This is a genomic window from Bacteroidota bacterium, from assembly GCA_016711505.1.
GTDB lineage: Bacteria > Bacteroidota > Bacteroidia > AKYH767-A > 2013-40CM-41-45 > JADKIH01.
Genome location: JADJSV010000001.1, coordinates 343,220 through 365,770, shown reverse-complemented (window position 1 = coordinate 365,770; position 22,551 = coordinate 343,220). Strand labels below are relative to the sequence as shown.

The 22,551-nt window shown below is 37.3% G+C and carries 21 protein-coding genes and 1 pseudogene; 14 read left to right on the top strand and 8 right to left on the bottom strand.

Translation table 11 applies throughout. From position 1 onward, the window contains the following. Positions 1 to 178: 178 nt before the first annotated feature. From IPL24_01600 to IPL24_01590, 3 genes are read left to right on the top strand one after another with little or no spacing between them, the layout of a single operon-like run. Positions 179 to 3,121 carry a T9SS type A sorting domain-containing protein gene (locus tag IPL24_01600; protein MBK8362400.1) on the top strand — a complete coding sequence of 981 codons (2,943 nt, stop codon included), beginning with the start codon at positions 179 to 181 and terminating at the stop codon, positions 3,119 to 3,121. Positions 3,122 to 3,126: 5 nt separating this feature from the next. Beyond that, entirely contained in the window at positions 3,127 to 4,068 is a 942-nt protein-coding gene (locus IPL24_01595; protein ID MBK8362399.1) for a hypothetical protein, read from the top strand. Next, on the top strand, positions 4,037 to 4,687 hold the full coding sequence (locus IPL24_01590; GenBank protein MBK8362398.1) for a carboxypeptidase regulatory-like domain-containing protein: 651 nt from the start codon (positions 4,037 to 4,039) through the stop codon (positions 4,685 to 4,687). Before IPL24_01595 ends, IPL24_01590 begins: the two co-directional genes overlap by 32 nt. Here IPL24_01590 and IPL24_01585 read toward each other — a convergent pair. Continuing rightward, positions 4,620 to 5,384, bottom strand: a complete 765-nt coding sequence (locus IPL24_01585; protein ID MBK8362397.1) for a nucleoside phosphorylase — start codon at positions 5,382 to 5,384, stop codon at positions 4,620 to 4,622. The two genes, IPL24_01590 and IPL24_01585, sit on opposite strands and share 68 nt — an antisense overlap. A 50-nt stretch (positions 5,385 to 5,434) precedes the next feature. Between IPL24_01585 and IPL24_01580 the strand changes: the two genes are divergently transcribed. After that, a complete protein-coding gene (locus IPL24_01580; GenBank protein ID MBK8362396.1) occupies positions 5,435 to 6,304 on the top strand; it encodes a universal stress protein in 870 nt (289 codons plus the stop codon). 18 nt (positions 6,305 to 6,322) lie between these two features. Continuing rightward, the gene (locus tag IPL24_01575) at positions 6,323 to 7,210 is read left to right on the top strand and encodes a universal stress protein (GenBank protein ID MBK8362395.1); all 888 of its coding nucleotides are present in this window, start codon (positions 6,323 to 6,325) and stop codon (positions 7,208 to 7,210) included. Between the two features lie 75 nt (positions 7,211 to 7,285). On the opposite strand, the gene IPL24_01570 is transcribed toward IPL24_01575, so the two are convergent. The 3 genes from IPL24_01570 to IPL24_01560 form a co-directional block, all read right to left on the bottom strand. Beyond that, entirely contained in the window at positions 7,286 to 8,008 is a 723-nt protein-coding gene (locus tag IPL24_01570; protein ID MBK8362394.1) for a DUF4197 domain-containing protein, read from the bottom strand. A gap of 125 nt (positions 8,009 to 8,133) precedes the next feature. Continuing rightward, entirely contained in the window at positions 8,134 to 8,490 is a 357-nt protein-coding gene (locus tag IPL24_01565; GenBank protein ID MBK8362393.1) for a hypothetical protein, read from the bottom strand. Positions 8,491 to 8,497: 7 nt separating this feature from the next. Next, a complete protein-coding gene (locus tag IPL24_01560; protein MBK8362392.1) occupies positions 8,498 to 9,070 on the bottom strand; it encodes a sigma-70 family RNA polymerase sigma factor in 573 nt (190 codons plus the stop codon). Between the two features lie 130 nt (positions 9,071 to 9,200). On the opposite strand from IPL24_01560, the gene IPL24_01555 reads away from it, so the two are divergent. The 7 genes and pseudogenes from IPL24_01555 to rimO all read left to right on the top strand — a co-directional run bounded on the left by IPL24_01555 (position 9,201) and on the right by rimO (position 15,096). Next, complete coding sequence (locus IPL24_01555) at positions 9,201 to 10,448, top strand: competence/damage-inducible protein A (GenBank protein MBK8362391.1); 1,248 nt, start codon at positions 9,201 to 9,203, stop codon at positions 10,446 to 10,448. A gap of 84 nt (positions 10,449 to 10,532) precedes the next feature. Next, positions 10,533 to 10,766, top strand: coding sequence for a 50S ribosomal protein L28 (locus tag IPL24_01550; protein ID MBK8362390.1), 234 nt, complete (start codon positions 10,533 to 10,535; stop codon positions 10,764 to 10,766). Positions 10,767 to 10,832: 66 nt separating this feature from the next. Continuing rightward, positions 10,833 to 12,236 carry an aminopeptidase P N-terminal domain-containing protein gene (locus tag IPL24_01545; protein ID MBK8362389.1) on the top strand — a complete coding sequence of 468 codons (1,404 nt, stop codon included), beginning with the start codon at positions 10,833 to 10,835 and terminating at the stop codon, positions 12,234 to 12,236. Between the two features lie 126 nt (positions 12,237 to 12,362). Further along, positions 12,363 to 12,545: a 50S ribosomal protein L33 gene (gene rpmG / locus IPL24_01540; GenBank protein MBK8362388.1), complete on the top strand. Its 183-nt coding sequence runs from the start codon at positions 12,363 to 12,365 to the stop codon at positions 12,543 to 12,545. Positions 12,546 to 12,578: 33 nt separating this feature from the next. Next, positions 12,579 to 12,731 carry a DUF4295 domain-containing protein gene (locus tag IPL24_01535; protein ID MBK8362387.1) on the top strand — a complete coding sequence of 51 codons (153 nt, stop codon included), beginning with the start codon at positions 12,579 to 12,581 and terminating at the stop codon, positions 12,729 to 12,731. An 86-nt stretch (positions 12,732 to 12,817) separates the two neighbouring features. After that, positions 12,818 to 13,774, top strand: a complete 957-nt coding sequence (gene ftsY / locus IPL24_01530) for a signal recognition particle-docking protein FtsY (protein MBK8362386.1) — start codon at positions 12,818 to 12,820, stop codon at positions 13,772 to 13,774. Between the two features lie 9 nt (positions 13,775 to 13,783). Further along, positions 13,784 to 15,096: pseudogene (gene rimO, locus IPL24_01525) on the top strand (30S ribosomal protein S12 methylthiotransferase RimO). Between the two features lie 5 nt (positions 15,097 to 15,101). Here rimO and IPL24_01520 read toward each other — a convergent pair. From IPL24_01520 to IPL24_01505, 4 genes are all read right to left on the bottom strand, one after another. Beyond that, complete coding sequence (locus tag IPL24_01520; protein ID MBK8362385.1) at positions 15,102 to 15,398, bottom strand: hypothetical protein; 297 nt, start codon at positions 15,396 to 15,398, stop codon at positions 15,102 to 15,104. A 96-nt stretch (positions 15,399 to 15,494) separates the two neighbouring features. Next, positions 15,495 to 16,517, bottom strand: a complete 1,023-nt coding sequence (locus IPL24_01515; GenBank protein ID MBK8362384.1) for a T9SS type A sorting domain-containing protein — start codon at positions 16,515 to 16,517, stop codon at positions 15,495 to 15,497. A gap of 67 nt (positions 16,518 to 16,584) precedes the next feature. After that, positions 16,585 to 17,229 carry an outer membrane lipoprotein carrier protein LolA gene (locus IPL24_01510; GenBank protein ID MBK8362383.1) on the bottom strand — a complete coding sequence of 215 codons (645 nt, stop codon included), beginning with the start codon at positions 17,227 to 17,229 and terminating at the stop codon, positions 16,585 to 16,587. Between the two features lie 127 nt (positions 17,230 to 17,356). Beyond that, positions 17,357 to 19,894, bottom strand: a complete 2,538-nt coding sequence (locus IPL24_01505; GenBank protein MBK8362382.1) for a DNA translocase FtsK 4TM domain-containing protein — start codon at positions 19,892 to 19,894, stop codon at positions 17,357 to 17,359. A 275-nt stretch (positions 19,895 to 20,169) separates the two neighbouring features. On the opposite strand from IPL24_01505, the gene IPL24_01500 reads away from it, so the two are divergent. Both IPL24_01500 and recN read left to right on the top strand, forming a co-directional pair. Then, positions 20,170 to 20,832 (top strand): GLPGLI family protein, encoded by a 663-nt coding sequence (locus tag IPL24_01500; GenBank protein MBK8362381.1) that lies wholly within the window; start codon positions 20,170 to 20,172, stop codon positions 20,830 to 20,832. A gap of 29 nt (positions 20,833 to 20,861) precedes the next feature. Next, positions 20,862 to 22,526, top strand: a complete 1,665-nt coding sequence (recN, locus tag IPL24_01495; GenBank protein ID MBK8362380.1) for a DNA repair protein RecN — start codon at positions 20,862 to 20,864, stop codon at positions 22,524 to 22,526. The last annotated feature ends 25 nt before the right edge of the window (positions 22,527 to 22,551 follow it).

The window sequence follows — 22,551 nt, the reverse complement described above, 5'->3', positions numbered from 1 at the left end:
CAGAATTTTGTTTGAACTTTAACATTCGATAAAGCGTAACCTTTCAAAATATGGCAGTTTTAAACAAAAAACACATATTGATGTTGAAACGTTTTACCAATCAATGGCAAAAGCAAGAATTAACTTCTTACCTTTGTGAAACTTAATGAAATAACCCTCTCAAATTAGAATTTAACCTATGCTAAATTTAAAATCACTACTCTTAACTTTAAGTATTTTATTCGTAAATAATGCTTTTGTTCACAGCATTACTCCAATCTGGTCATCGTTTTATGCCGGTACCGGTGATAATTCCGACAGATATAATTCAATTATCTCCGACGGATCCGGAAACTTTGTTGCTGTTGGTTATACCATCCGGGCAGGAAACTACAGAGATTTTTTAGTTGTCAAGATGGACGCCAATGGTGATACCATTTGGACAAGAACAAAAAATGGAAAAAATGCCGGTGACGATGAAGCTGTATCTGCTGTTGTAGATGGTTCAGGAAACATCTTTGTTGTCGGATCGTCGGATGGCGGAAATTCCAATCTCGATATCTTGCTATTAAAATACGATGCCAGCGGTAACCGGTTATTCGATACAACTTGGAATTCTCCTGCATACTTTGACGATATCCCGGTTGCAATGGCAATGGATCCAAGCGGGAACATTATTATTGGTGGTAATGCAGAACCTGATACTGTTTCAGGGAGTAACCATTATGTCACTCTTAAATATTCTCCTGCAGGATCTCTTTTGTGGGCAACAGAATTTTCCAGAACAGGAGCTAAGCATGAAATGACAGGTTTAGTTGTTGATGGAAGTGGTGATGTTTATGTCACAGGTCGCTCTGCTTCTTTAGTAGATGATGATTTTGCTACAATAAAATATTCAGGCGCGAATGGTTCTCAGTTATGGCTGCAAGTTTACAACAGCGGTAATGGAAACGACCGCGCAGCAGCAATAATTCTTGATAATGCAGGTGATGTCATCGTAACAGGAAGAAGTAAAAGTGCAAATAATGATGACTTCAGAACAGTAAAATACAGTGGAGCCGGTTCATTATTATGGAGTAAATTTTATAATGCTCCCGCTAATCAGGATGACAGAGCGCTTGCAATAGGTGTAGATGCAACAAATAATATTTATGTTACCGGACAATCAGATATAGATAATTCATCATCTATAAATTATGATTTCGCTACTGTAAAATATAATTCAGCAGGAACACAACAATGGTCGAAATTAACAGGCTCTATTTTTATACAGGATGATATCCCTGCTTCTTTAAAAATTGATGGTTCCGGAAATATATTCATAACAGGTAAAAGTGATCAGGATCCTGGTACAACAGATGACAATGATTGGATGACAGTTATGTACAATACCGGTGGAACTCTTTTATGGACTCAGTTCAAAAACGGAACAAGTACCGGAAATGGTGATACGCCCGGCGGATTAATACTTTCCGGTTCAGACATATTAGTCGTGGGTAGTTTAGAGAATACAGGAAGTCAGAAGGACGCTGCTGTTATAAAGTACGATGCTGCCGGTTCTGAAGTTTTCGTTAAACAATTCAACGGTGATGGTGATTTCGACGAAAGTGCGCGTTCAATCATTATTGATTCAAATGATATCTCTTATACAGCCGGTTATGTATTTCATCAGGATGAGAACAGAAATGCAAGTATCGTTCAAACAAGTCCGGGTGGTACTACTACCTGTACTTACACATTCAATGGAATTAAAAACGATGATGATGAATTTTATGACCTTGCTCTTTCTCCCAATGGAAGAATCTATGCAATAGGGTATACAAAAGTATCAGGTCAGAAAAGTAATTTTTTACTTGTAAAATATGATCCGACTACATGTGACACTCTCTGGACAAGAACATATGATTACATTGGACAAAGTGATAAGGCTGAATTTCTTGCTGTAGATGCTGCCGGTAATATTTATGTTTCAGGAAGAAGCGATAGTTCGCCATTGGATTCTGTAGACAATAATGATATTGTTACTATTAAATATGATTCGAACGGAAATCAGCAATGGATCCAGCGATATAATGGTTCAGGCAATATGCGCGACGAACCTTCGAAGATCCTGATCAATGGAAATGGTGAAATTTTAATTTGTGGACGAACTGAAAATGTTCATGATGATGATTTTATTTTGTTGAAATACGAAGCTTCAACCGGAAATCCCGTGTGGGCTCAACCTGCTATTTATGGCGGACCGTTTGCAAATGATGATCGTGCTACAAATATGACAATAGATGCAAGCAATAATATTTATGTATGTGGATATAGTCAAACCGGAAGCGCTCCGGCTAATGAAGATCCTGTTGTGATAAAATATGATGACAGTGGAAACATCCAGGGCTTCTATAGTTATGTAGCTCTAGGGGAAGATGAGCCTGTTGCTATTTCTCATGATCTAACAGGAAATATTTTCGTTGCATTCCGGACTGATGTAGATCCTGATCCATTGACCAGCAATTTCAATTTTTTAACTATGAAATTTGATTCCGGATTAAATCCGGTATGGGCAACTCCACCTCAATATGATTCTCCAATAAATCAGGATGATGAACCTGCAGATCTTATTGTTTCTCCTAATGGTGATGTTTATGTAATAGGTACCTCAGAAAACGATTCAAGTGGAGGACGAATTAACAAAAACTGGTTAACGCTTGTATATAGTACTTCAGGTTCTCAACTGGCTATCTCCAATTATGACGGTCCAAATGGAACTGATGATTCTCCTAATGGTTTGGCAATACGAGGAAGTTCTTTATGGGTTTGTGGTTATACAGAAGGAACTAATAATTCACAGAGAAATAATACTGTAGTTCGTTACGACTCGCTCATTAGTGTAAATGAACTTGCCGGACTTAAATCCTCAATCGTTTATCCGAATCCTTTTAATCAGAGTGCGACAATTAGTATAGAGAATGAAAGTTCGGAGAAATATTCTTTGGTGATCACAGATATTGCCGGGGCAATTGTTTCTGAGATTAGTTTCTTTGGAAATAAAACCGAAATCCATAAAGGAAATCTTGCAGCAGGAATTTATCAATACAGCATTTCGGCAAAGTCAACAGTAGTTTCAAGAGGTAAATTTGTCATCAACTGATCAATATGAAAAAATATTTATTTCTTATCGCACTGGCGTTTGGTATTACATTAATCTCCGGTTCAGAATTAAAAGCTCAAGGCCCAAAAAATCTGACCATAATGGATACATTAAACATTGGGCAACCACTCGCCGGCGTCTGGCATTACAGACATGCAAGCGGATCTGAATATGCAATTGTAGGAGCTGAACGAGGTATCTGTATCATTGATATAACAAATCCCACGGCTGCAAATTTACTAATGCAGTTTCCGGGTGTAACAAGCATCTGGCATGAGGTAAAAGTACTTGGTGATTATGCCTATGCTGTAAGTGAAGGTTTTGATTCGAATAACATTTTAAATGGATTACAAATAATTGATCTTCGGTACTTACCTGACAGTGCGCCAACTAAATTTTATACAGGTGATGGTGTAATTGTAAATCAGCTAAACACTGCACATACTGTAACGGCTGCCGGTGAAACTGTTTTCATAAATGGACATAACATCGGGGCTCTCGGTAATGGCGTAATTTTTCTGAACGTTTCAGATCCCTGGAATCCTGTTTTCACAGGATCGATCAATAATAATTACTGTCATGATTCTTATGTAAGAGACAATTATATTTTTACCAGTGATATTTATGCCGGACAATTTTCCGTCTATAATATAACGAATCAGTCATCACCAGTTTTAGAAGCCACACAGTTGACACCGGGTTTATTCAACCATAATACATGGTTGAGTGATGATGGCAACACGATCTATGCTGCAGACGAAAGTATGGGTGAACCACTGGCCAGTTTCGACATTTCTGATCTGGGAAACATTTCTCTTCTCGATACTTTTTTCAATGGTAATTTTTCTGCCAATGAAGTTCATAATGTTCGGGTCCTGAATGATTATCTGATCTGCCCGGAGTTATGGAAGCCAGTTGACAATTGTAGATGCTGTCCGTCCGGGTAATCTTGTTGAAATCGCAAATTACGCAACAGGCACTTACGTTTGCTGGGATGCAGATCCATATACTACTTCCGGTAAGATTCTTGCAACAGACATGACAGGTATCTTCTACATTTTTGCACCTACATATCAGCGTGCATGCTATCTTGAAGGAACAGTTGTCGATTCAGTAACAGGTATTTCTTTAAATGGAGTAGATGTAGTAATTCAAGGCATCGGCATAACAACACTTACCAATCCACTTGGTAAATTTCATACCGGTTACGCAGATGCAGGAACCTATTCTGTTTCATTTTCAAAAGCAGGATATATTTCTCAAACATGGAATTTCAATCTGACAAATGGTGTTCTCGATACTATACATGTAAAGCTGGTACCAATTGGTGCAGGTATTTCAGATGTAGATAAAAGCATCTTTACGGTTTATCCGAATCCATCTTCTGACAACCTAGTTGTTTCATCAACCTTAGAAAATGGAAGTTATCTCATTTATGATGCATTGTCAAAAGTTGTTCTAAAAGGAAAAATAAACAGAAAAGAAACAAATATTGATATCAGTAACCTCCAGCAGAAATTTTTGCAAGACCATACATGGCTCCGGTTTCCATTTCGAAATTGGTAATTCGGTTGGTACCGTTTGAAAAGGAGTGGAGGGTGTCAATAAAATTTGGACGGGCAAGTTCATATCGAAGAATCCTTCCTTGTGGTGCATAGAATCCTGAGCAACTTGCAGTAATACCTTTAAACATTCCTTCACTAAGTTTGTCTTCCAGTTTTGAAGAACAACGGGCCAGATAAGGCAATGACAAAATTCCTTCGTTCGGATAATGTAAACGGAAGGCCTCAACTATCGTTTTTTCTTCAGCATCATTTGGCAATTTGTAAAAATTCAACAAACCATCCAGACCGAGACCAAATTTAGAAAACACAAAACTATCGACCGGAATATCTTTTTGTAATGATCCCGAAGTACCGATACGGATCAGATTAAGTGAACTCAGTTTATCTTTTATAGTCCTTTTTTCAAGATCTATATTAACTAATGCATCGAGTTCATTGTAAACTATATCGATATTATCTGTTCCGATACCTGTCGATAACACAGTGATACGCTTACCTTTATAAACTCCAGTGTGAGTAACGAATTCACGTTTTTGTTTTTTTACTTCGATGGATTGAAAAAATTTGGATACCAAAGCAACACGATCTGGGTCACCGACATTGATTATTGTGTCTGCAATTTCATGCGGCAGCAGATTTAAATGGTAAACACTATTATCGGAATTGAGGATAAGTTCTGATTCGGGTATTTTGTTCATGTTAATGATTCGATTAAATTTGCGACAATATTAAAACTAATTTTTTGCTTATGGCAGCTTTTAAAAACCACATTTTGGTTCCTGTTGACTTTTCAGACCAATCACAAATTGCTTTGAAGCAATCCTATAATCTGGCTCGGTTAACAAAAGCAGATCTCACATTGATCAATGTGATCGATGAATCTTTTCAAATGCCTTTCTTTTCAGCGAAGGAAGATAAAACAATGGAAAAGAAAATCCAAAAAGCTCTTGAAAAGCTGGCCGAAGAAACTTCACTGGAAGCCGGAATTAATGTTAATACTCTTACAGTAAAAGGTAAGGTTTATGAGGAAGTTCAAAAAGCAGCGAAAAAACTAAAATGTTCTTTTATAGTGATGGGAACAAATGGAAGTGTAGGCTTCAAGAAGTTCATTGGTTCCAATGCTTTACGTGTAATTCGGGAAGCGCCTTGTCCGGTAATAACTATTAAAGGTAAAAAGCACCGTACGGGATGTAAGAACATCATTTTACCACTGGATCTGACAAAAGAAACCAAGGAAAAGGTGAGTAAAGCCATTGAAATTGCAAATTTGTTTGGATCTACGATCAATTTGGTGTCTGTTCTGACAACTGACGACGAATTTATTGTGAATAAATTGAAGCGTCAAATGAACCAAGTTCACGAATTCATCGTAGAACACAATATTCCTTGTACAATCGAGTTTTTACACGGAAGTGAAATTTCCGAAGAAATTGTTGGTTATTCAAAGAAAATTAAAGCAGATTTGATCATGATCATGACGCAAGAAGAGTTAACTTGGACTGATATTATGTTCATTAGTTCTTCGGCTCAACAGCTCATTAACGAATCAGAGATTCCGGTTCTTTCTATCCGCCCTAAGGAGAAAAAAGACACAACTGCATCTGTATTTCAGTACTAACAACAAACCATACACCACATGAGCAAAAAATTCCAAATCGGCAGAATTCTGATTCCATATGATTTTTCTGAAACTGCCGAACTAGCACTGGAACACGCCGTTTTTATGGCCAAGCTTCACAAAGCAGAGATAATTCTGTTGCACGTTGTTGAATCTTTCTCTTTCGCTTCAGCGATCAGTTCTGCATTTGGAAAATCTCAGTCGGAATTTGAAACGAAGATCAAATCTTCTGCCGGTGAGAAACTAAAAGAACTATCTGAAAAATTACATCATGATAGTGGCATGAAAGTAATTCCCCGTACTGAAAACGGAAAGATCTATAAAAAAATAAATTTCGTTGCCGAAGATGCCGCATGCGATATCATCGTAATGGGTACACATGGTTCAAGCGGATTTCAGGAATTCGTAGTTGGAAGCAACACTTACAAAGTAGTGATGAATGCACCTTGTCCGGTAATTTCTGTTCAGGCACATGCAAAGAAAGTTGGTTTCAAGAATATCGTTTTCGCTGTAGATAACTCTCAATCTTCGAGACAAAAAGTTAAGCACGCAGCAGAAATTGCACGTCATTATAATTCTGTGATCCACATTGCCGGTCTAATGACCATGTCTGATGTTGATCTGCAAAGAAGATTTGAAGTAAAAGTTCATCAGGTACGTGACTATTTCGAAGAACATGAAATTGCACACACAGTAAAAGTTTTCAAAACTGAAAATACAGCCGCTACAATTTCTGAATTTGCTGCACAAGTAAATGCCGATCTTATTATGATCATGACTGATCAGGAAGGTTCTGGGATCTTTATGGGAAATGCAGCACAACAAATAATCAATCATTCAAAAATCCCCGTAATGAGCATCCGGCCATTGGAAGGTGATGGGGATAAAATTTCTGTCGGCTACTAAAAATAATTTATAACGAAAAAAGGGCAATCCGGTGAGTACTTACCGGATTGCCCTTTTTTCGTTATTAGTTATTACTTATTTCTTGCCAAAAACTTTCTTCAACAAATCCGTCACCCTCGCAGCCGGGTCTTTTCTGATCTTGGTTTCTTCCTGTGCTACCAGAATAAACAATCCATTCAATGCTCTTTGAGTAATGTATTCTTCCAGATCCGGATTCATTTTGTCGACCATTGGAATATTGTTGTATGTAGTGATAAGAGGATTCCAGTATTTTGTTACGTTCACTTTTTGAGTTGCCGACTTAATGATAGGTTTGAATTTTGCATGCAACGAATTAGAAGTCTTTTCTCTCAGATAATGAGTGGCTGCAGAATCATTGCCTTTCAGAATATTTACACCATCAGTAATTGTCATTGTCTTGACGGCATCTACAAAGATCGGTGCAGCTTCTTTTGCTGCTTCTTCAGCAGCTCTGTTCATAGTAAGAATAAAGTCATCTACCGCTTTGTTCATTCCCAGAGAACGCAATTTATTTTCTACTTTTTTTGCTTCCTGAGGAAAAGGAATTTTGATCAAAGTATTTTTAAAATACCCGTCAGTTTTAGAAGCAGAACTTCCTGCATTATTACTTCCGATAGATAAAGCCTGCTTTAAGCCATCAATAATTTCCTGATTCGTTAATCCACCTGTATTAAGAGTTTTGTCGATCTCTTTGCCAATATTATTTAAATTAAATTGTCCTTTGGAGCAGCCCGGTAAAAAAGCCACCAGTGAAATGAAAATTAGTTTGCGAAGCATATCTGTTATTTTATTGTTCAAATATACAAAGATAGCGCCAAAGCCATGTTCGCACTTCGGATTGAACATAAAAAAACTCCGGAAGGTTATCCGGAGTTTTTTTATAAGCTGCTGATGATCAAAGATCATTCAGGTTTTTTCGATTTATCAGAATCTGAATCGTTGCAATCGAAACTGCCACATCTTTTTTTCCATAGATCACGCATTTTTTCTTTTTCTTCCGGTGTCAGGTTCGACCATTTGCCCTTCCAGTTTTCTCCACCTTGTCCACCCTGACACATTCCTTTTGGTCCGCCAATGAATCCTCTGAAAAGTATTCGGGATAAAAGCATCAAGCCCATTGATTGCAAATAATCGATTTCCGGACCATGAAACAGAGTAGGGATTAACCAATTCCATAGCCACATTACAACTGCTGCCATTGCTGCTACTGCAACCAATGCAAATAATGCCATTTTTAATTTCCAGGTATTCTTCATCATTTTTATTTTAATAATTCTTTCCTTCCATTAATTCTGTATAAAGGAATTGCAACTTATCTCTTAATGCCATCACAGCATATCTTTTTCTGGAAAGTAATGTGTTCTGTGATAAACCCGTCTCCTCAGCCATTTCCTTGAAACTCTTTCCTTCTAGTTCATGTTGTACAAAGACTACTCTTTGTTCAGGAGGAAGTTCTTCTAATGCCATTTCAATAGCATCATAGATCAAAGCCCGGTCGAAATGACTATCAGGACTTTTTCCACTTGATTTGATCAGATCCTGAATATAAAGTGGCTCATCTTCATCATTACCACGATAAGAAAACTGGTCATCAAGCAGAACAGGTCTTTTCTTACGGTAATTATCTGTTATCTTATTTCTTGCAACCCGGAATAACCATGCTGCCATTTTTTCAATAGGCTGCATCATACGGTATGATTGAGTTAATTCAATCATGACGTCCTGAAAAATATCTTCTGCTTCTTCCTCTTCCCGAACCCGGTTTCGAATGAAGTCGAAAAGCCTTTTTCCGTTGTCTTGTATAACTTCCCCTATGGAGTCGTTCTGGCTTTTGGTCATTTCAAGTGCTGTGTGTCTCAGTTCTTGCATACTGAATCAATAGACGAGTAGCAGAAAACAATATTTTATTGAATACAAAATTCACACTTAATTGTAATTCATATTACCTTCGCAAAATAAAGAATTCCATATGATCCTAGCTGAAATAATTACTATTGGAGATGAATTGCTGATTGGTCAGGTAATAGACACGAATAGCGCCTGGATGGGTCAAAAACTGAATGAAATTGGTATAAAAGTCAAACAGATCACTTCAATCAGCGATGATAAAATGCACATTTTAACCACTTTGGAAGAGGCTAAAAAAAGAGCAGATGTAATTCTGATCACTGGCGGACTTGGACCAACGAAAGATGACATCACAAAAAAAACTCTGTGTGATTATTTTGACTCTGAACTGGTTTTTCATGAACCATCTTTTAAAGTGATTGAAGAAATCTTTAATTCAAGGGGAAGGACAATTACAGAAACAAATCGTCTTCAAGCTTATGTTCCTGCTAACTGTGAGGTCCTGGTCAATAAAAATGGAACTGCACCCGGAATGTGGTTCAATGATGGAAAGAAAATTATTGTTTCAATGCCCGGAGTACCAAATGAAATGAAAGGTTTGATGGAAACACTGGTGATTCCACAGCTAAAATCAAAATTCAATCTGGCTCCGATCGTTCATAAAACAATTCTCACACAAGGTATCGGAGAATCCTTTCTTTCTGACTTAATAGAGAAGTGGGAGTTGGCCCTTCCTGTTTACATGAAGCTCGCTTACCTGCCGTCAGCAGGCACTGTACGCTTAAGAATCACAGCAAGTGGTAAAGATGCAGATGTATTAAGAAAAGAAGTAGAGTCACAAACTGAAGAACTGAAAAAATTAATTCCTGAATATATCTTCGGTTATGAAACAGATCAACTTGAAAGTCTGATAGGTGAATTACTCGTCCAAAAAAATAAAACTCTGTCGACCGCAGAAAGCTGTACCGGCGGATTTATTGCTCATAAGATCACTTCAGTTCCGGGGAGTTCACGTTATTACATGGGTTCGGTTCTTCCATATTCAAATGATCTGAAAACCGGTTTACTAAAAGTGGATCCCGAATTGATTGCGAAACATGGCGCAGTAAGTCAGGAAGTCGTTACCCAAATGGCAGAATTAGCCCGTAAAATGCTGAAAACAGATTATGCAATTGCTACTTCCGGTATTGCAGGTCCTTCAGGTGGCTCAGATCTAAAACCTGTTGGAACGGTCTGGATCGTCATTGCAGGACCTGAAAAAACAAAAGCCTGGAAAGTGCAATTAGGCTCTAACAGGCTGAGAGTCATTACAGAAACAGCATTACATGCCTTGAATGGACTCCGAAAAGAGCTCCTGGCCACGAAATGAACAATTTTATGTGCAGAATTCTGAATAAATATGTTGGAGATTAATAAAAAAAGCTATCTTTGCGCCTCTTAAAAAACGATTGAAATGGCACGTATTTGTGATTTAACAGGAAAAAAGGCAATGACAGGAAACAGTGTTTCCTTCTCAAATAAGAAAACTAAACGCAAGTTCAACCCGAATCTGCAGACTAAGAAATTCTTCGTACCTGAATTAGGTGAGTGGATCACGTTGAAAGTTTCAACTTCTGCATTGCGTACAATTGACAAATTAGGAATCAGCGCTGCAATAGAAAAAGCTATTCGCAAAGGAACAATTTGATTCTCTTAAGATAATATAACTAAGCCGGTATTCGTACCGGCTTTTTTTTTGCCTAATTTTGAATTCATGCGCAGAGCTATAAATACTATTTTCTTCTTACTGATTGCATACATTTCTTCCGGACAGGATTTTTCATATTACCGGTATGAAAAAGATTTTCTTCCTGCGTCATTTCATCAGGAAAGAAGAGCAGCAGTAAGAAATAAAATGCCGATGAATTCTGTTGCGATTTTTTTTGCTAATCCTGAACGCAACCGATCCAATGATGTTGATTACGATTATCATCAGGACCCGAATTTTTATTACCTCACCGGTTTCAATGAACCCAATTCTGTGTTGTTGATTTATAAAGATTCTATTTCAGTCAGTGATAAATTCATACATGAAATTCTTTTCGTTCCTGTTCGGGAAAAATCAAAAGAGATCTGGAATGGTCGCAGAGCCGGAATAGAAGGTGCTAAAATTATTTCCGGTGTTTCCACCGTTTTTTATGCGGAAGATTTTCTGAAAAGATCTTCACTTTTTTCTGATACATCTATAAGAATACTGCATTTGAAAATGCATAAAGGAATTGTTAACGATAAGAATGACAATGCAGACTTGTTTGAACTTGACGAAGCATTCAAAAATGTGATCGATAGTAAGACTGACCGGGGAGATGGTTTTACCTTGAATAAGATCATGCAGGATTTAAGAGAAGTAAAAACTGATGAAGAACTTCGACTGATGAAGCAGGCTGTAACAATGACCTGTAAAGGGTTTTTATCAATGATGAAAAATGCAAGTCCGGGCATGACGGAATATCAGATCCAGGCAATCGGTGAATATGAATTTAAAAAGTCCGGCGCAGAAACTTTTGGATACTCCAGTATTTGTGGAAGTCATGAAAACTCTGTCATTCTGCATTATACTTCCAACAGAAGAACGATGAATGATTCCGATCTGATTCTTTTGGATATGGGCGCCGAATACCATGGTTATACTGCCGATGTAACCCGGACAATTCCAATTGGAAATAAATTCACCACTGAACAAAGCATAATTTATGAGCTTGTCCTGAAAGCACAGGAAGCGGGAATAGCGGCATGTGTAAAAGGAAATCCATTTACTGATGTACACAAAGCGGCTACGGCTGTTATAGCTGAAGGACTTGTCAAACTTGGAATTACAAAATCACTTTCAGAATCTGATAAATACTTTATGCATGGAACTTCCCATTATCTGGGTTTAGACGTTCATGACCCGGGTTCAAGAGGCCCATTGAAAAGTGGGTCGGTCATTACAGTAGAGCCGGGTATCTATATTGAAGAAAATAGCGATTGTGACCCAAAATGGTGGAATATTGGGGTTAGAATAGAAGATGACATCCTGATAACTGACAAAGGACCGGAAAATTTATCGGAATCAGCGCCCAGAACGATCAAAGAAATTGAAAATCTGAAAAGTCAAAAGGCAGATATGAACAAATAATTGGTGAAAAGAACATAAAAATCAGGTAAAAAGCTTTTTTATTTCACAAGAATACCTATATTTGCAGCCCCGTAAATAATCCGTGAGCCGAAGCGGCGGGAAACATTAAAAAAAAGGAATTTTATCATGGCAAAGAAAGGTAACAGAATCCAGGTGATTCTAGAATGTACAGAGCATAAGACGAGCGGAATGCCGGGAATGTCTCGTTACATCACAACGAAAAATAAAAAGAATACAACAGAACGTCTTGAGGTGAAGAAATACAATTCTATCCTTAAGAAAATGACTGTTCATAAAGAAATTAAATAATTCCTAATTAAAATAGTTCAAAAGGATTAAGCTATGGCAAAGAAAGTTGTCGCAACTCTAAAGAGTGGAAAAGGTAAAGAATTTTCTAAAGTGATCAAGATGGTAAAAACTGATAACGGTTCTTATCAATTCAAAGAAGAAGTAGTTCACAATGATCACGTGAAAGATTTTCTTAAAAACAAATAATACAATTGTATTAAATATATAACTGAGCTTCTTTCACTCTGAAAGGAGCTTTTTTATTTATTTGAAATTTTAAATCAAAACCACCGATGGGAATATTCAGTTTTTTTTCAAAAGAGAAAAAAGAAAGTCTCGATAAAGGTCTGGAAAAAACAAAGACCAGTTTGTTTTCCAGGATTGCTAAAGCAGTTGTTGGAAAATCAACTGTTGATGCAGAGGTTTTGGATAACCTGGAAGAGATCCTTGTATCTTCTGACGTAGGAGTAAGCACAACTCTGAAAATTATTAAACGTCTGGAAGATAGAGTCGCAAAAGATAAATACGTTAGCACCGACGAACTCAATAAACTTTTAAAATCAGAAGTAACTGAATTACTCAGTGAAAATAAATCTGATTCACTCGAAGATTTTTCTCTTCCTCCCGGTAACCGACCTTATGTTATCATGGTCGTTGGAGTCAATGGTGTCGGAAAAACCACAACGATCGGAAAACTATCTCACCAGTTTAAGAAAGCCGGATTAAAGGTTATGCTTGGTGCCGCAGATACGTTCAGGGCTGCAGCGGTTGACCAATTGGATATCTGGAGTAAACGTGTTGGTGTTCCAATTGTGAAACAAGCAATGGGATCAGATCCGGCATCAGTTGCATTTGAATCGGTACAGACTGCCGTTTCTCAGAATATGGATGTTCTTATAATTGATACAGCGGGCAGATTGCATAATAAAGTGAATCTGATGAATGAACTTTCAAAGATCAAACGTGTAGTACAAAAAGTAATTCCGGATGCGCCACATGAAATTCTTCTGGTTCTGGATGCAAGCACCGGACAGAATGCAATTGAACAAGCCAAACAATTTACGCTGGCAACAGAAGTGAATGCGCTTGCACTTACTAAACTGGACGGGACAGCTAAAGGTGGTGTTGTAATTGGAATCTCTGATGAATTCAAAATTCCCGTCAAGTATATCGGAGTGGGTGAAAAAATGGAAGATCTCCAGGCATTCAATAAAAACGAATTTGTTGATTCTTTATTTGGGGAAATGTAGGTGTGAATAATGAAAACAAAATCATTCAAAAAAAATAAGATCAACGTTATAACACTTGGCTGCTCGAAGAATGTATACGACAGCGAAGTCTTAATGGGACAATTACGTGCAAACAAATTTGATGTAGCACATGAATCTACTGATGATGATTCCGGAATTGTGATCATTAATACCTGCGGATTTATTGATAATGCAAAGCAGGAAAGTATCGATACCATTCTTGAATTTGCTCAGGCAAAAGAAGCAGGTAAGATCGATAAACTGATTGTGACCGGTTGTTTGAGTGAGCGATACAAACCTGAACTTTCCCGCGAAATAAAAAATGTTGATGAATTTTTCGGAACCCGTGATCTTCCTCTCTTGTTAAAATCATTAGGAGCTGATTACAAACATGAATTAATAGGGGAAAGACATCTTACTACACCAAAACATTATGCATACCTGAAGATCTCTGAAGGTTGTGACCGACCTTGTTCTTTTTGCGCTATTCCTTTGATGAGAGGAACTCATATCAGCACACCGATTGAAGAACTGGTTTCTCAGGCAAAAACATTAGCAACAAAAGGTGTAAAAGAATTGATCCTTATTGCCCAGGATCTGACATACTACGGACTTGATATTTACAAAAAAAGAAACTTGTCTGAATTATTAAAACATCTTTCTGATGTGAATGGAATAGAGTGGATCCGGCTTCATTATGCTTTTCCTTCAGGTTTCCCAATGGATATTCTGGATGTAATGAATGAACGTGAAAATATCTGTAAATATCTTGATATGCCATTGCAGCATATTTCAGATAATATGCTCAGGAGTATGCGTCGCGGCACAACCAGACAAAAGACGAATGATCTGATCTCAGAAATACGTTCAAAGGTTCCCGGCATTGCACTAAGAACAACGTTGATCGGCGGATATCCCGGCGAAACTGAATCTGATTTCGAAGAAATGAAATCGTGGGTGAAAGAAAGTCGCTTCGATCGATTAGGAATTTTTGCCTACTCACACGAGGAGAACACACACGCTTATCTGCTTGATGATAATGTTTCCGATGAAGTGAAAAGAGAACGATGTGCAGAGATAATGGCCATCCAACAAGTTATTTCCTCTGGAAAAAATGAAGCGAAGATCGGCCAAACATTTAAAGTACTTTTGACCGTAAAGAAGGCGGATACTTTGTCGGAAGAACAGAATTCGATTCACCTGAAGTTGATAATGAAGTTTTACTTGAGGCAAAAGATAATTATGTACGAATTGGTGATTTTGCAGATATCAGAATTACTGATGCGGGTGAATTCGACTTATTTGGAGTTCCAGCAAAATAATTCGATCAACTGATTACAGGATCGATAAAGCAAGGGCTTTTAATAATTTCTTCAACAGTTCCATCTTCGTATTCAACTTTTACTCTGACTTTGGTTCCTGTCTTATAATTTTTCATGATGACAGATTTTTTATCTTCAGATAATTCGCCCTGTATCGGAAGAAAATCTTTCTCATACATAATATGTTTTATTTGCTTTGCCGGCTGAGATAAAAAAATCTGATAGTCACTCTTTTTAACTGCAACCGAATCCTGCGCATTTACAGATTTGAAAGAAGCAAAAAGTAAGAAAGTTAAGATCACCAGGTTTCTCATACCACAAGATACAAAAAAAGGGAAAACCGAAGTCTTCCCTAATGTTAAATTTTTACGCAATAGCAAATAAGTTGCAATTCACTTTTAATGCTGCACCTGGAATGTTCCTGATACCATTTTTCCTTTTCCCGAGATCGAATAGTGATATACTCCATTTGACAATTCAGACGCCGGGATTGTTGTAATTCCACTTGCATCAGGTTGTATCGTCTTGATCAGACTTCCATTCAAATCAAATATCTCAATTAGCGAAATATCATTTATTGTTGTCAGATCCAGATTTACAGATTCATTCGCAGGATTAGGATATGTTTTTACTTTAGCTGAGCGTTGTACGACCGGAACTGAGTTTACAAATGCTCCTGTAAAATACTGCGAGCTTGTTGCAAACTGACCGAGACTATCTGCTTCAATTCCCATCACCAGAGCAACAGGATTACCCGGCATTACAAAATTATATCTGGTAATCTGGGAAGCAGAGTTGGATATCGTAATATAATTTCCACCGCCGGTATCAATAGACAATGTATCATAGGTAATAGCGATTTCTTTAATTCTTAATGCGTTGTTAAATTGACCAGAAGGCAGAGTCAAATTTCCTGATCCATCTGCTGTGAATGTTGAATTTGTTCTTAAGACAAATCGCGAGTTGAACCCAAGGTAAACACTATCAATCTGGATTCTGGAAAATGTATTTCTTACATCACCATATGTAAAGGGTACAGGAATATAAAGTTGGCTATTTTCATAAATATATTGAATGGATGGTCCAATAATTCCGTCCAGGTAAATTCCGGAAGTATTTGTTGTGAAATAAGAATAGATTCCTGATTGCGAATCATAACCAGCCAGATTTGAATTTGGAAAACTGGAAGCATAAGGAGTTCCGGCAGCGTTAATAAATCCAGCTGTGTCATTCTCTAAATTCTGCAGAGTACTATAATCCCAGGTTTGTCCAGTACCACCTGAAGGAATTGCCTGGGAGTAGGTTGAATCATTTCCAGTGATCCATGCAAGCCCTGCAGTTGGCAAATCAGCAGTTGTAATAGTTTGTGACCTTACAATGAAAGGTCCGAGCAGTAAGATTGTGAGTAGTGCTTTTTTCATAGTATTAAGTATTTAGGATAAATATTTATTACACAAAAAAAAGTCCTATAAAGGACTTTTTAATTTTTTATCTCAGATCAACGATTTCAGCATCGGGATACTTGGCTTTATTAAAAACATATATTGCATCATCTGCACCACCATCAGGACTTATCTTTTCTACATTGATCGTTTGAGTTCCACCGTTCTTATCTAACATTTTTGCTGATGAAATAGATTTATCAGATTTGTTTATCGATAATTTTATCTTAAAAATGTTTTTATTTTTTCCTTCGCTCGGCACTAGTTCAATCTGAGCATAAGTAATTGTTTTGTCCTTGGCATCACCTGTATATTTTGATTGCCATCCTTTTTCATAAATTGTAAAAATGTTAGTAGGGGAGATGGTATTCTCGTCTGTTTTCTGAACATCGATCTGAACTTCGTTAGCATCTTTAACGTATGTCCAACGGGTCTTACCATCACTGATCACGTCTTGACCTGCAATTTCCAAACGATATTTATTTCCTTTGATGTAAATAATACCTTTCTGAACTTCTCTCGATTTATCTCTGCTGTTTTCAATTATAATACTGAAATTTGCTTTGTAAGATTTATAGGATTTAAATTTTGTGCTGACAGATTTCAGGATTTCCTGTGCTTTTGCATCTTGCTGTGCATAAGTAAGCATAGGAGAAATAAGTAATAAGAGGGCAAAAATTCTGGCTTTCATATCGTGAGTTGATCTACTTTCTTTATAGCTGCGAAGGTAATTCTTTACCTCTAAATCAAAAAGCATTCCATAAAAAAGGGCAGGCTATTATGCCTGCCCTTCATTCTCATATATCGCTCAAATGCAATTAGTTATCCTTGCTTCGCAGGTTGCCAAGGATGTGTTCTAGTGAAATAGGATCTTTCACTAACACTTCTCTCGCCTTAGAGCCTTCAAATTGACCAATGATCTTGGCAGCTTCCAATTGATCAATGATCCGACCGGCGCGATTATATCCAAGTTTCAGCCTTCTTTGCAAAAGTGATGCAGAACCTTGCTGATTCTGCACAATGATCTGCGCAGCGTCTTCAAATAAAGGATCCCTGTCATCCATGCTGATATCTGATCGTGAACCATCGCCGCTCTCGTCATGATATTCAGGTAATAAGTGAGCATCAGAATAACCTCGTTGACTACCGATAAAGTCAGTGATCTTTTCTACTTCAGGAGTATCCACGAAAGCGCATTGCAGACGAATCAAGTCAGCTCCTGTTGAGAATAACATATCTCCACGTCCGATCAATTGATCAGCACCGCCTGTATCAAGAATTGTTCTTGAATCAATTTTAGAAGTTACTCTGAAGGCAATCCGTGCCGGGAAGTTGGCTTTGATCGTTCCTGTTATAATGTTAACAGAAGGTCTCTGTGTAGCAATGATCAGGTGAATTCCAATTGCTCTGGCTAACTGCGCAAGACGTGCTATCGGAGTTTCAACTTCTTTTCCTGCAGTCATGATCAAATCTGCAAACTCATCGACAACCAGAATGATGTACGGTAAAAACTTATGACCATTACCCGGATTCAGTTTTCTTGCGATGAACTTTGCATTGTATTCTTTTATATTTCTTACCTGTGCATCTTTGAGCAATTCGTAACGCTGATCCATTTCCATACAAAGTGAATTCAAAGTGTTTATCACTTTTTTTGTATCTGTGATAATAGCCTCAGCTTCACCAGGAAGTTTAGCAAGGAAATGTCGTTCAATTGTTTTGAACAATGTCAATTCCACTTTTTTCGGATCAACTAACACAAATTTTACCTGAGCAGGATGCTTACGGTAGAGTAGTGAAACAAGAATCGCATTTAATCCGACAGACTTACCCTGACCCGTAGCACCGGCCATTAATAGATGGGGCATCTTTGTCAGATCGGCAACAAATACTTCATTGCTGATCGTTTTCCCGAAACCAATCGGAAGTTCGTAATCTGTATTCACAAATTTTTCTGAACCAAGAATTGACTTCATCGCTACGATCTCCGGTTTCAGGTTTGGAACCTCAATACCGATCGTTCCTTTTCCAGGAATAGGAGCGATGATACGAATCCCAAGAGCCGCTAAGCTTAGTGCGATATCATCTTCCAGATTTTTAATTTTCGAGATCCTGATTCCGGCCTGAGGTACAATTTCAAACAAAGTAACTGTGGGCCCGATCGTAGCTTTGATCTTATCAATTCCAATATTGTAATGACTTAATGTCTCAACAATTTTATTTTTATTAGCTTCAAGTTCTTCTTTATTAACTTCTACTTTCTTATCACCGTAGTTTTCCAGTAGATCCAGAGTAGGGTAGCGGTATGATGAAAGATCAAGTGTCGGATCATAGTCACCTTGTGCATGCGGTAATTCTTCCGAACCATCGATGACAGGAACTTCTTCAGGAATATCCAGAACTTCCAGCGTCAAATCGCCATCACCAATTGTTTTTGTAGGAGCAGTAACTACCGGCGTTAACTCAAGAATATCTTCTTCAACTAAAACTTCTATTTCTTCTTCTTCTTCTTCCTCATCTAAGTTGATAAAGTCGCCTTCTTCTTCAAGTTCTTCTTCTTCTTCTTCTAGTTCTTCCTCTTCTTCATGTCCTAATTCAAGTTCAACAACGCCGGCCATACTTTCCTTTTTGGGTTTGTTCACCTTAATAGGTTCATCAACAGCAACAACTTCATTGATGGCATCAGACACCGGACTTAACGATTCTTCCATCTTACGTTTTAACGGAATATTGAATGCAGCAACTAAGAATCCGACGAATGAAAAAACAAGTAATGTACCTGTTCCGATAAATCCGATGATAGCATTCAGACTTTGACTCATTCTGTAACCATATCCACCGGCCAACATCAGCAAAGAGGAATTGTTATGGAAAATGTACCCAAGAAAAGTACTTATCCATATCGTAGCAAAGAGTGAATATCGTAGCGTTTTTCCTACAGGTAGTAAATTTACTTCCCAGATGATCCGAATCCCGGCGAGGACAAAAAGAAACGGAAATACAAATGCACATATTCCGAACCATTGGTTCTCAAATTTCAAGGCAGTAAGAGCACCGAATTTACCGAGCCAGTTTTTCACTTCAACTTCTGTAGTGATCAGTTTCCAGATTGAATCGATACCGGCTATGGCCTGGTCCTCTTTCCATGTAAACAAATTTGAAATGAATGCAACTACCATGAAAAATGATAGCATCAACAGAAATAATCCAAAGATCTTATGTGTCCTTTCATCAGCAAAGAATGAACGGAATGATGCAAACCTGTCTTTTAATGTTACTTTATTCGTACTCTTTTTCGACTTCTCCTTCTTCTCTTTTACTACCTCGTCAGTGTCGCTTTTTAGCTTATTCGCCATGGAAATACTTTATTTTATAGTGGATTTAAAGTTAGAACTACCTGAAACATGCGCCCCGCCTTTGTTTTAAAAGATATGAACAAGGTTTTCCATAGAAATTACTCTCAATATCAACCTGAAAGTGCCTGATTTTATTGTAAATCAGTATTTAAATTTTTTAATGGAATCTATTCAAATCTTACAGTCCACTCAGCCATTAAAAAAACCATCAAAAAGGGTGTGTAGTTTTAAAAATTGATTGACTACATTTGCTAAAACTCGAAATCAGCAATACAATGAGAACTATCAGAACAACGCTATTTATTTTAGTCATATTCGTATGTGGAAGTGCATTTTCCCAGAACACTAAACACACTGTTTCTTCTGCTAAGATTGCGTATAAGATCACTTCTGTTTCAGACAAAAATATTGCTTCAAAACCACTTGAATATATTTTATACATAAAAAAAGACATGTCAAGGGTGGAAATGCAATCGGATAAAGGAACGACAGTAATGATCTCTGACAATCTGGCTAATACAGGATACTTATTGATGGAAAATTCCGGAAATAAGATGGCTATGAAAATGAATCGGGATGCAATGATGAAAAAAAATGGTGTTGCAACTGAACCGAAAGTACAGATCACCAGAGAATCAAAAGTAATAGCAGGGTATACGTGTTACAAAGCTATTATCACTTCAAACTATAAAGACGACACCAAGGTTTATGATGTCTGGTTTACAAATGACATCAAAGGAAATTATTCTTATGATACAAAGATCAATGGACTTAATGGTCTTATGATGGAATTTGAATCTGCGCAAGATGGTAAATCCTATAAAATGGTCGCAACAAAAGTAGATCTTGAAGATAATTTATCAGATGATCTTTTTAAAGTTCCTGCAGATTATCAGATCATGGATATGTCAAATTTTATGGGTGTACCCAAAGAATAATTCTCTAATTCAAAAAGCTTTCAACTTATATGTTGACATCACTCGCAGTTAAAAATTACGCCTTAATAGACGAGCTTCAGTTACAATTCGGTAAAAAATTAAATATAATTACAGGAGAGACAGGAGCAGGGAAATCAATTTTACTTGGGGCCTTAGGCTTGTTACTCGGACAAAGAGCTGATTCAAATTCGCTTTTAGATAAAACTAAAAAGTGCATAGTTGAAGGTGAATTTGATTCAAAGAATAAATTCATTGATGAATTCTTTTCATCCAATGAACTAGACCCGGAATCAAGGATCATAATCAGGAGTGAAATATCCAAAGAAGGCAAATCAAGAGCATTTATCAATGATACGCCTGTCAGCATTTCACAATTAAAAGAACTTGGAAATCTGCTTGTAGACATTCATTCTCAGCATGAAACTTTACTGCTGAATAAATCAGGATTTCAGTTATCAGTTGTAGATTCATTTGCCGGTATTGATAATGAATTAACAGACTACCAACAAAAATTTTCAGATTACAAGAAATTATTGGTTCAGCTCAATGAATTAAAAGCTGATGAAGCAAAATCTAAATCTGAACAGGACTATATCACTTTTCAATTCAACGAACTGGAAGAAGCTGCCCTTGAAACCGGCGAAACAAAAGAGAAGTTGGATGAAGAATTGAAAACCTTATCGCATAGTGAAGAGATCAGAGTGGGTTTGTCTAAACTTGACGAAGTGATTTCCGGTGGTGAAACAGATCTGCTGACATCCATTTCGAGTGCTGTTCAGATCGTTCAGCAATTGAGTAAGTACAATTCTAAATTAGAAGTCGTTGCAGAACGTCTGAAATCAGTTCAGATCGAATTAAAAGATATTTCTCAGGAAAGTACCAGTATTTCAGACGAAGTACAGTTGGATCCTCAACGTCTGGAAATTGTGAATGACAGGTTGAATATTCTGAACAGACTTGAACAAAAGCACAGAGTCAATTCCACACAGGAACTGATCGCTCTCAAAAATGATTTTGAAAAGAAACTTGAGAACATCAATTCAATGGATGAAAGAATTGAAGGGCTGGAAAAGGAAAAGGAAAAACTTTTTGCAACGCTTTTAATGAAAGCTGATAAAATATCAGCATCCCGCGCAAAAGTTATTCCGGGAATTGAAACCAAAGTAAAAAAAATGCTTTCCGAATTAGGAATGCCGAATGCTATCCTGAAAATTGAACAGGAATCACTGGGAAACAATGAATTGAATTTAACAGGAAAAGATTCTATCAGATTTTTATTTTCTGCAAACAAAGGTGTAGCTTATTCTGAAATTAGTAAAGTAGCTTCCGGTGGTGAACTAAGCCGACTGATGCTTTGTCTGAAAGCGATCGTAGCAAAATTAATAGATCTGCCTACGGTAGTCTTCGATGAAATTGATACCGGTGTTAGTGGAGAAACTGCATATAAGATCGGAAATGTGATGAATGATCTTTCATCATCACTTCAGTTACTTGCTATTACTCACCTTCCACAAATTGCAAGCAGAGGCGATGTCCACTTTTTCGTTTACAAAGAAGTAATAGGAAAGAGAACATTTACAAAAGTTTCAAGATTAAGTGCTGAAGAAAGAATTGTTGAAGTAGCAAGGATGTTGAGCGGAGACAAACCAACAGCGATTGCTATGCAGAATGCAAAGGAACTTTTAGGAAATTAAATTTAACTATATTTACCACAAACAA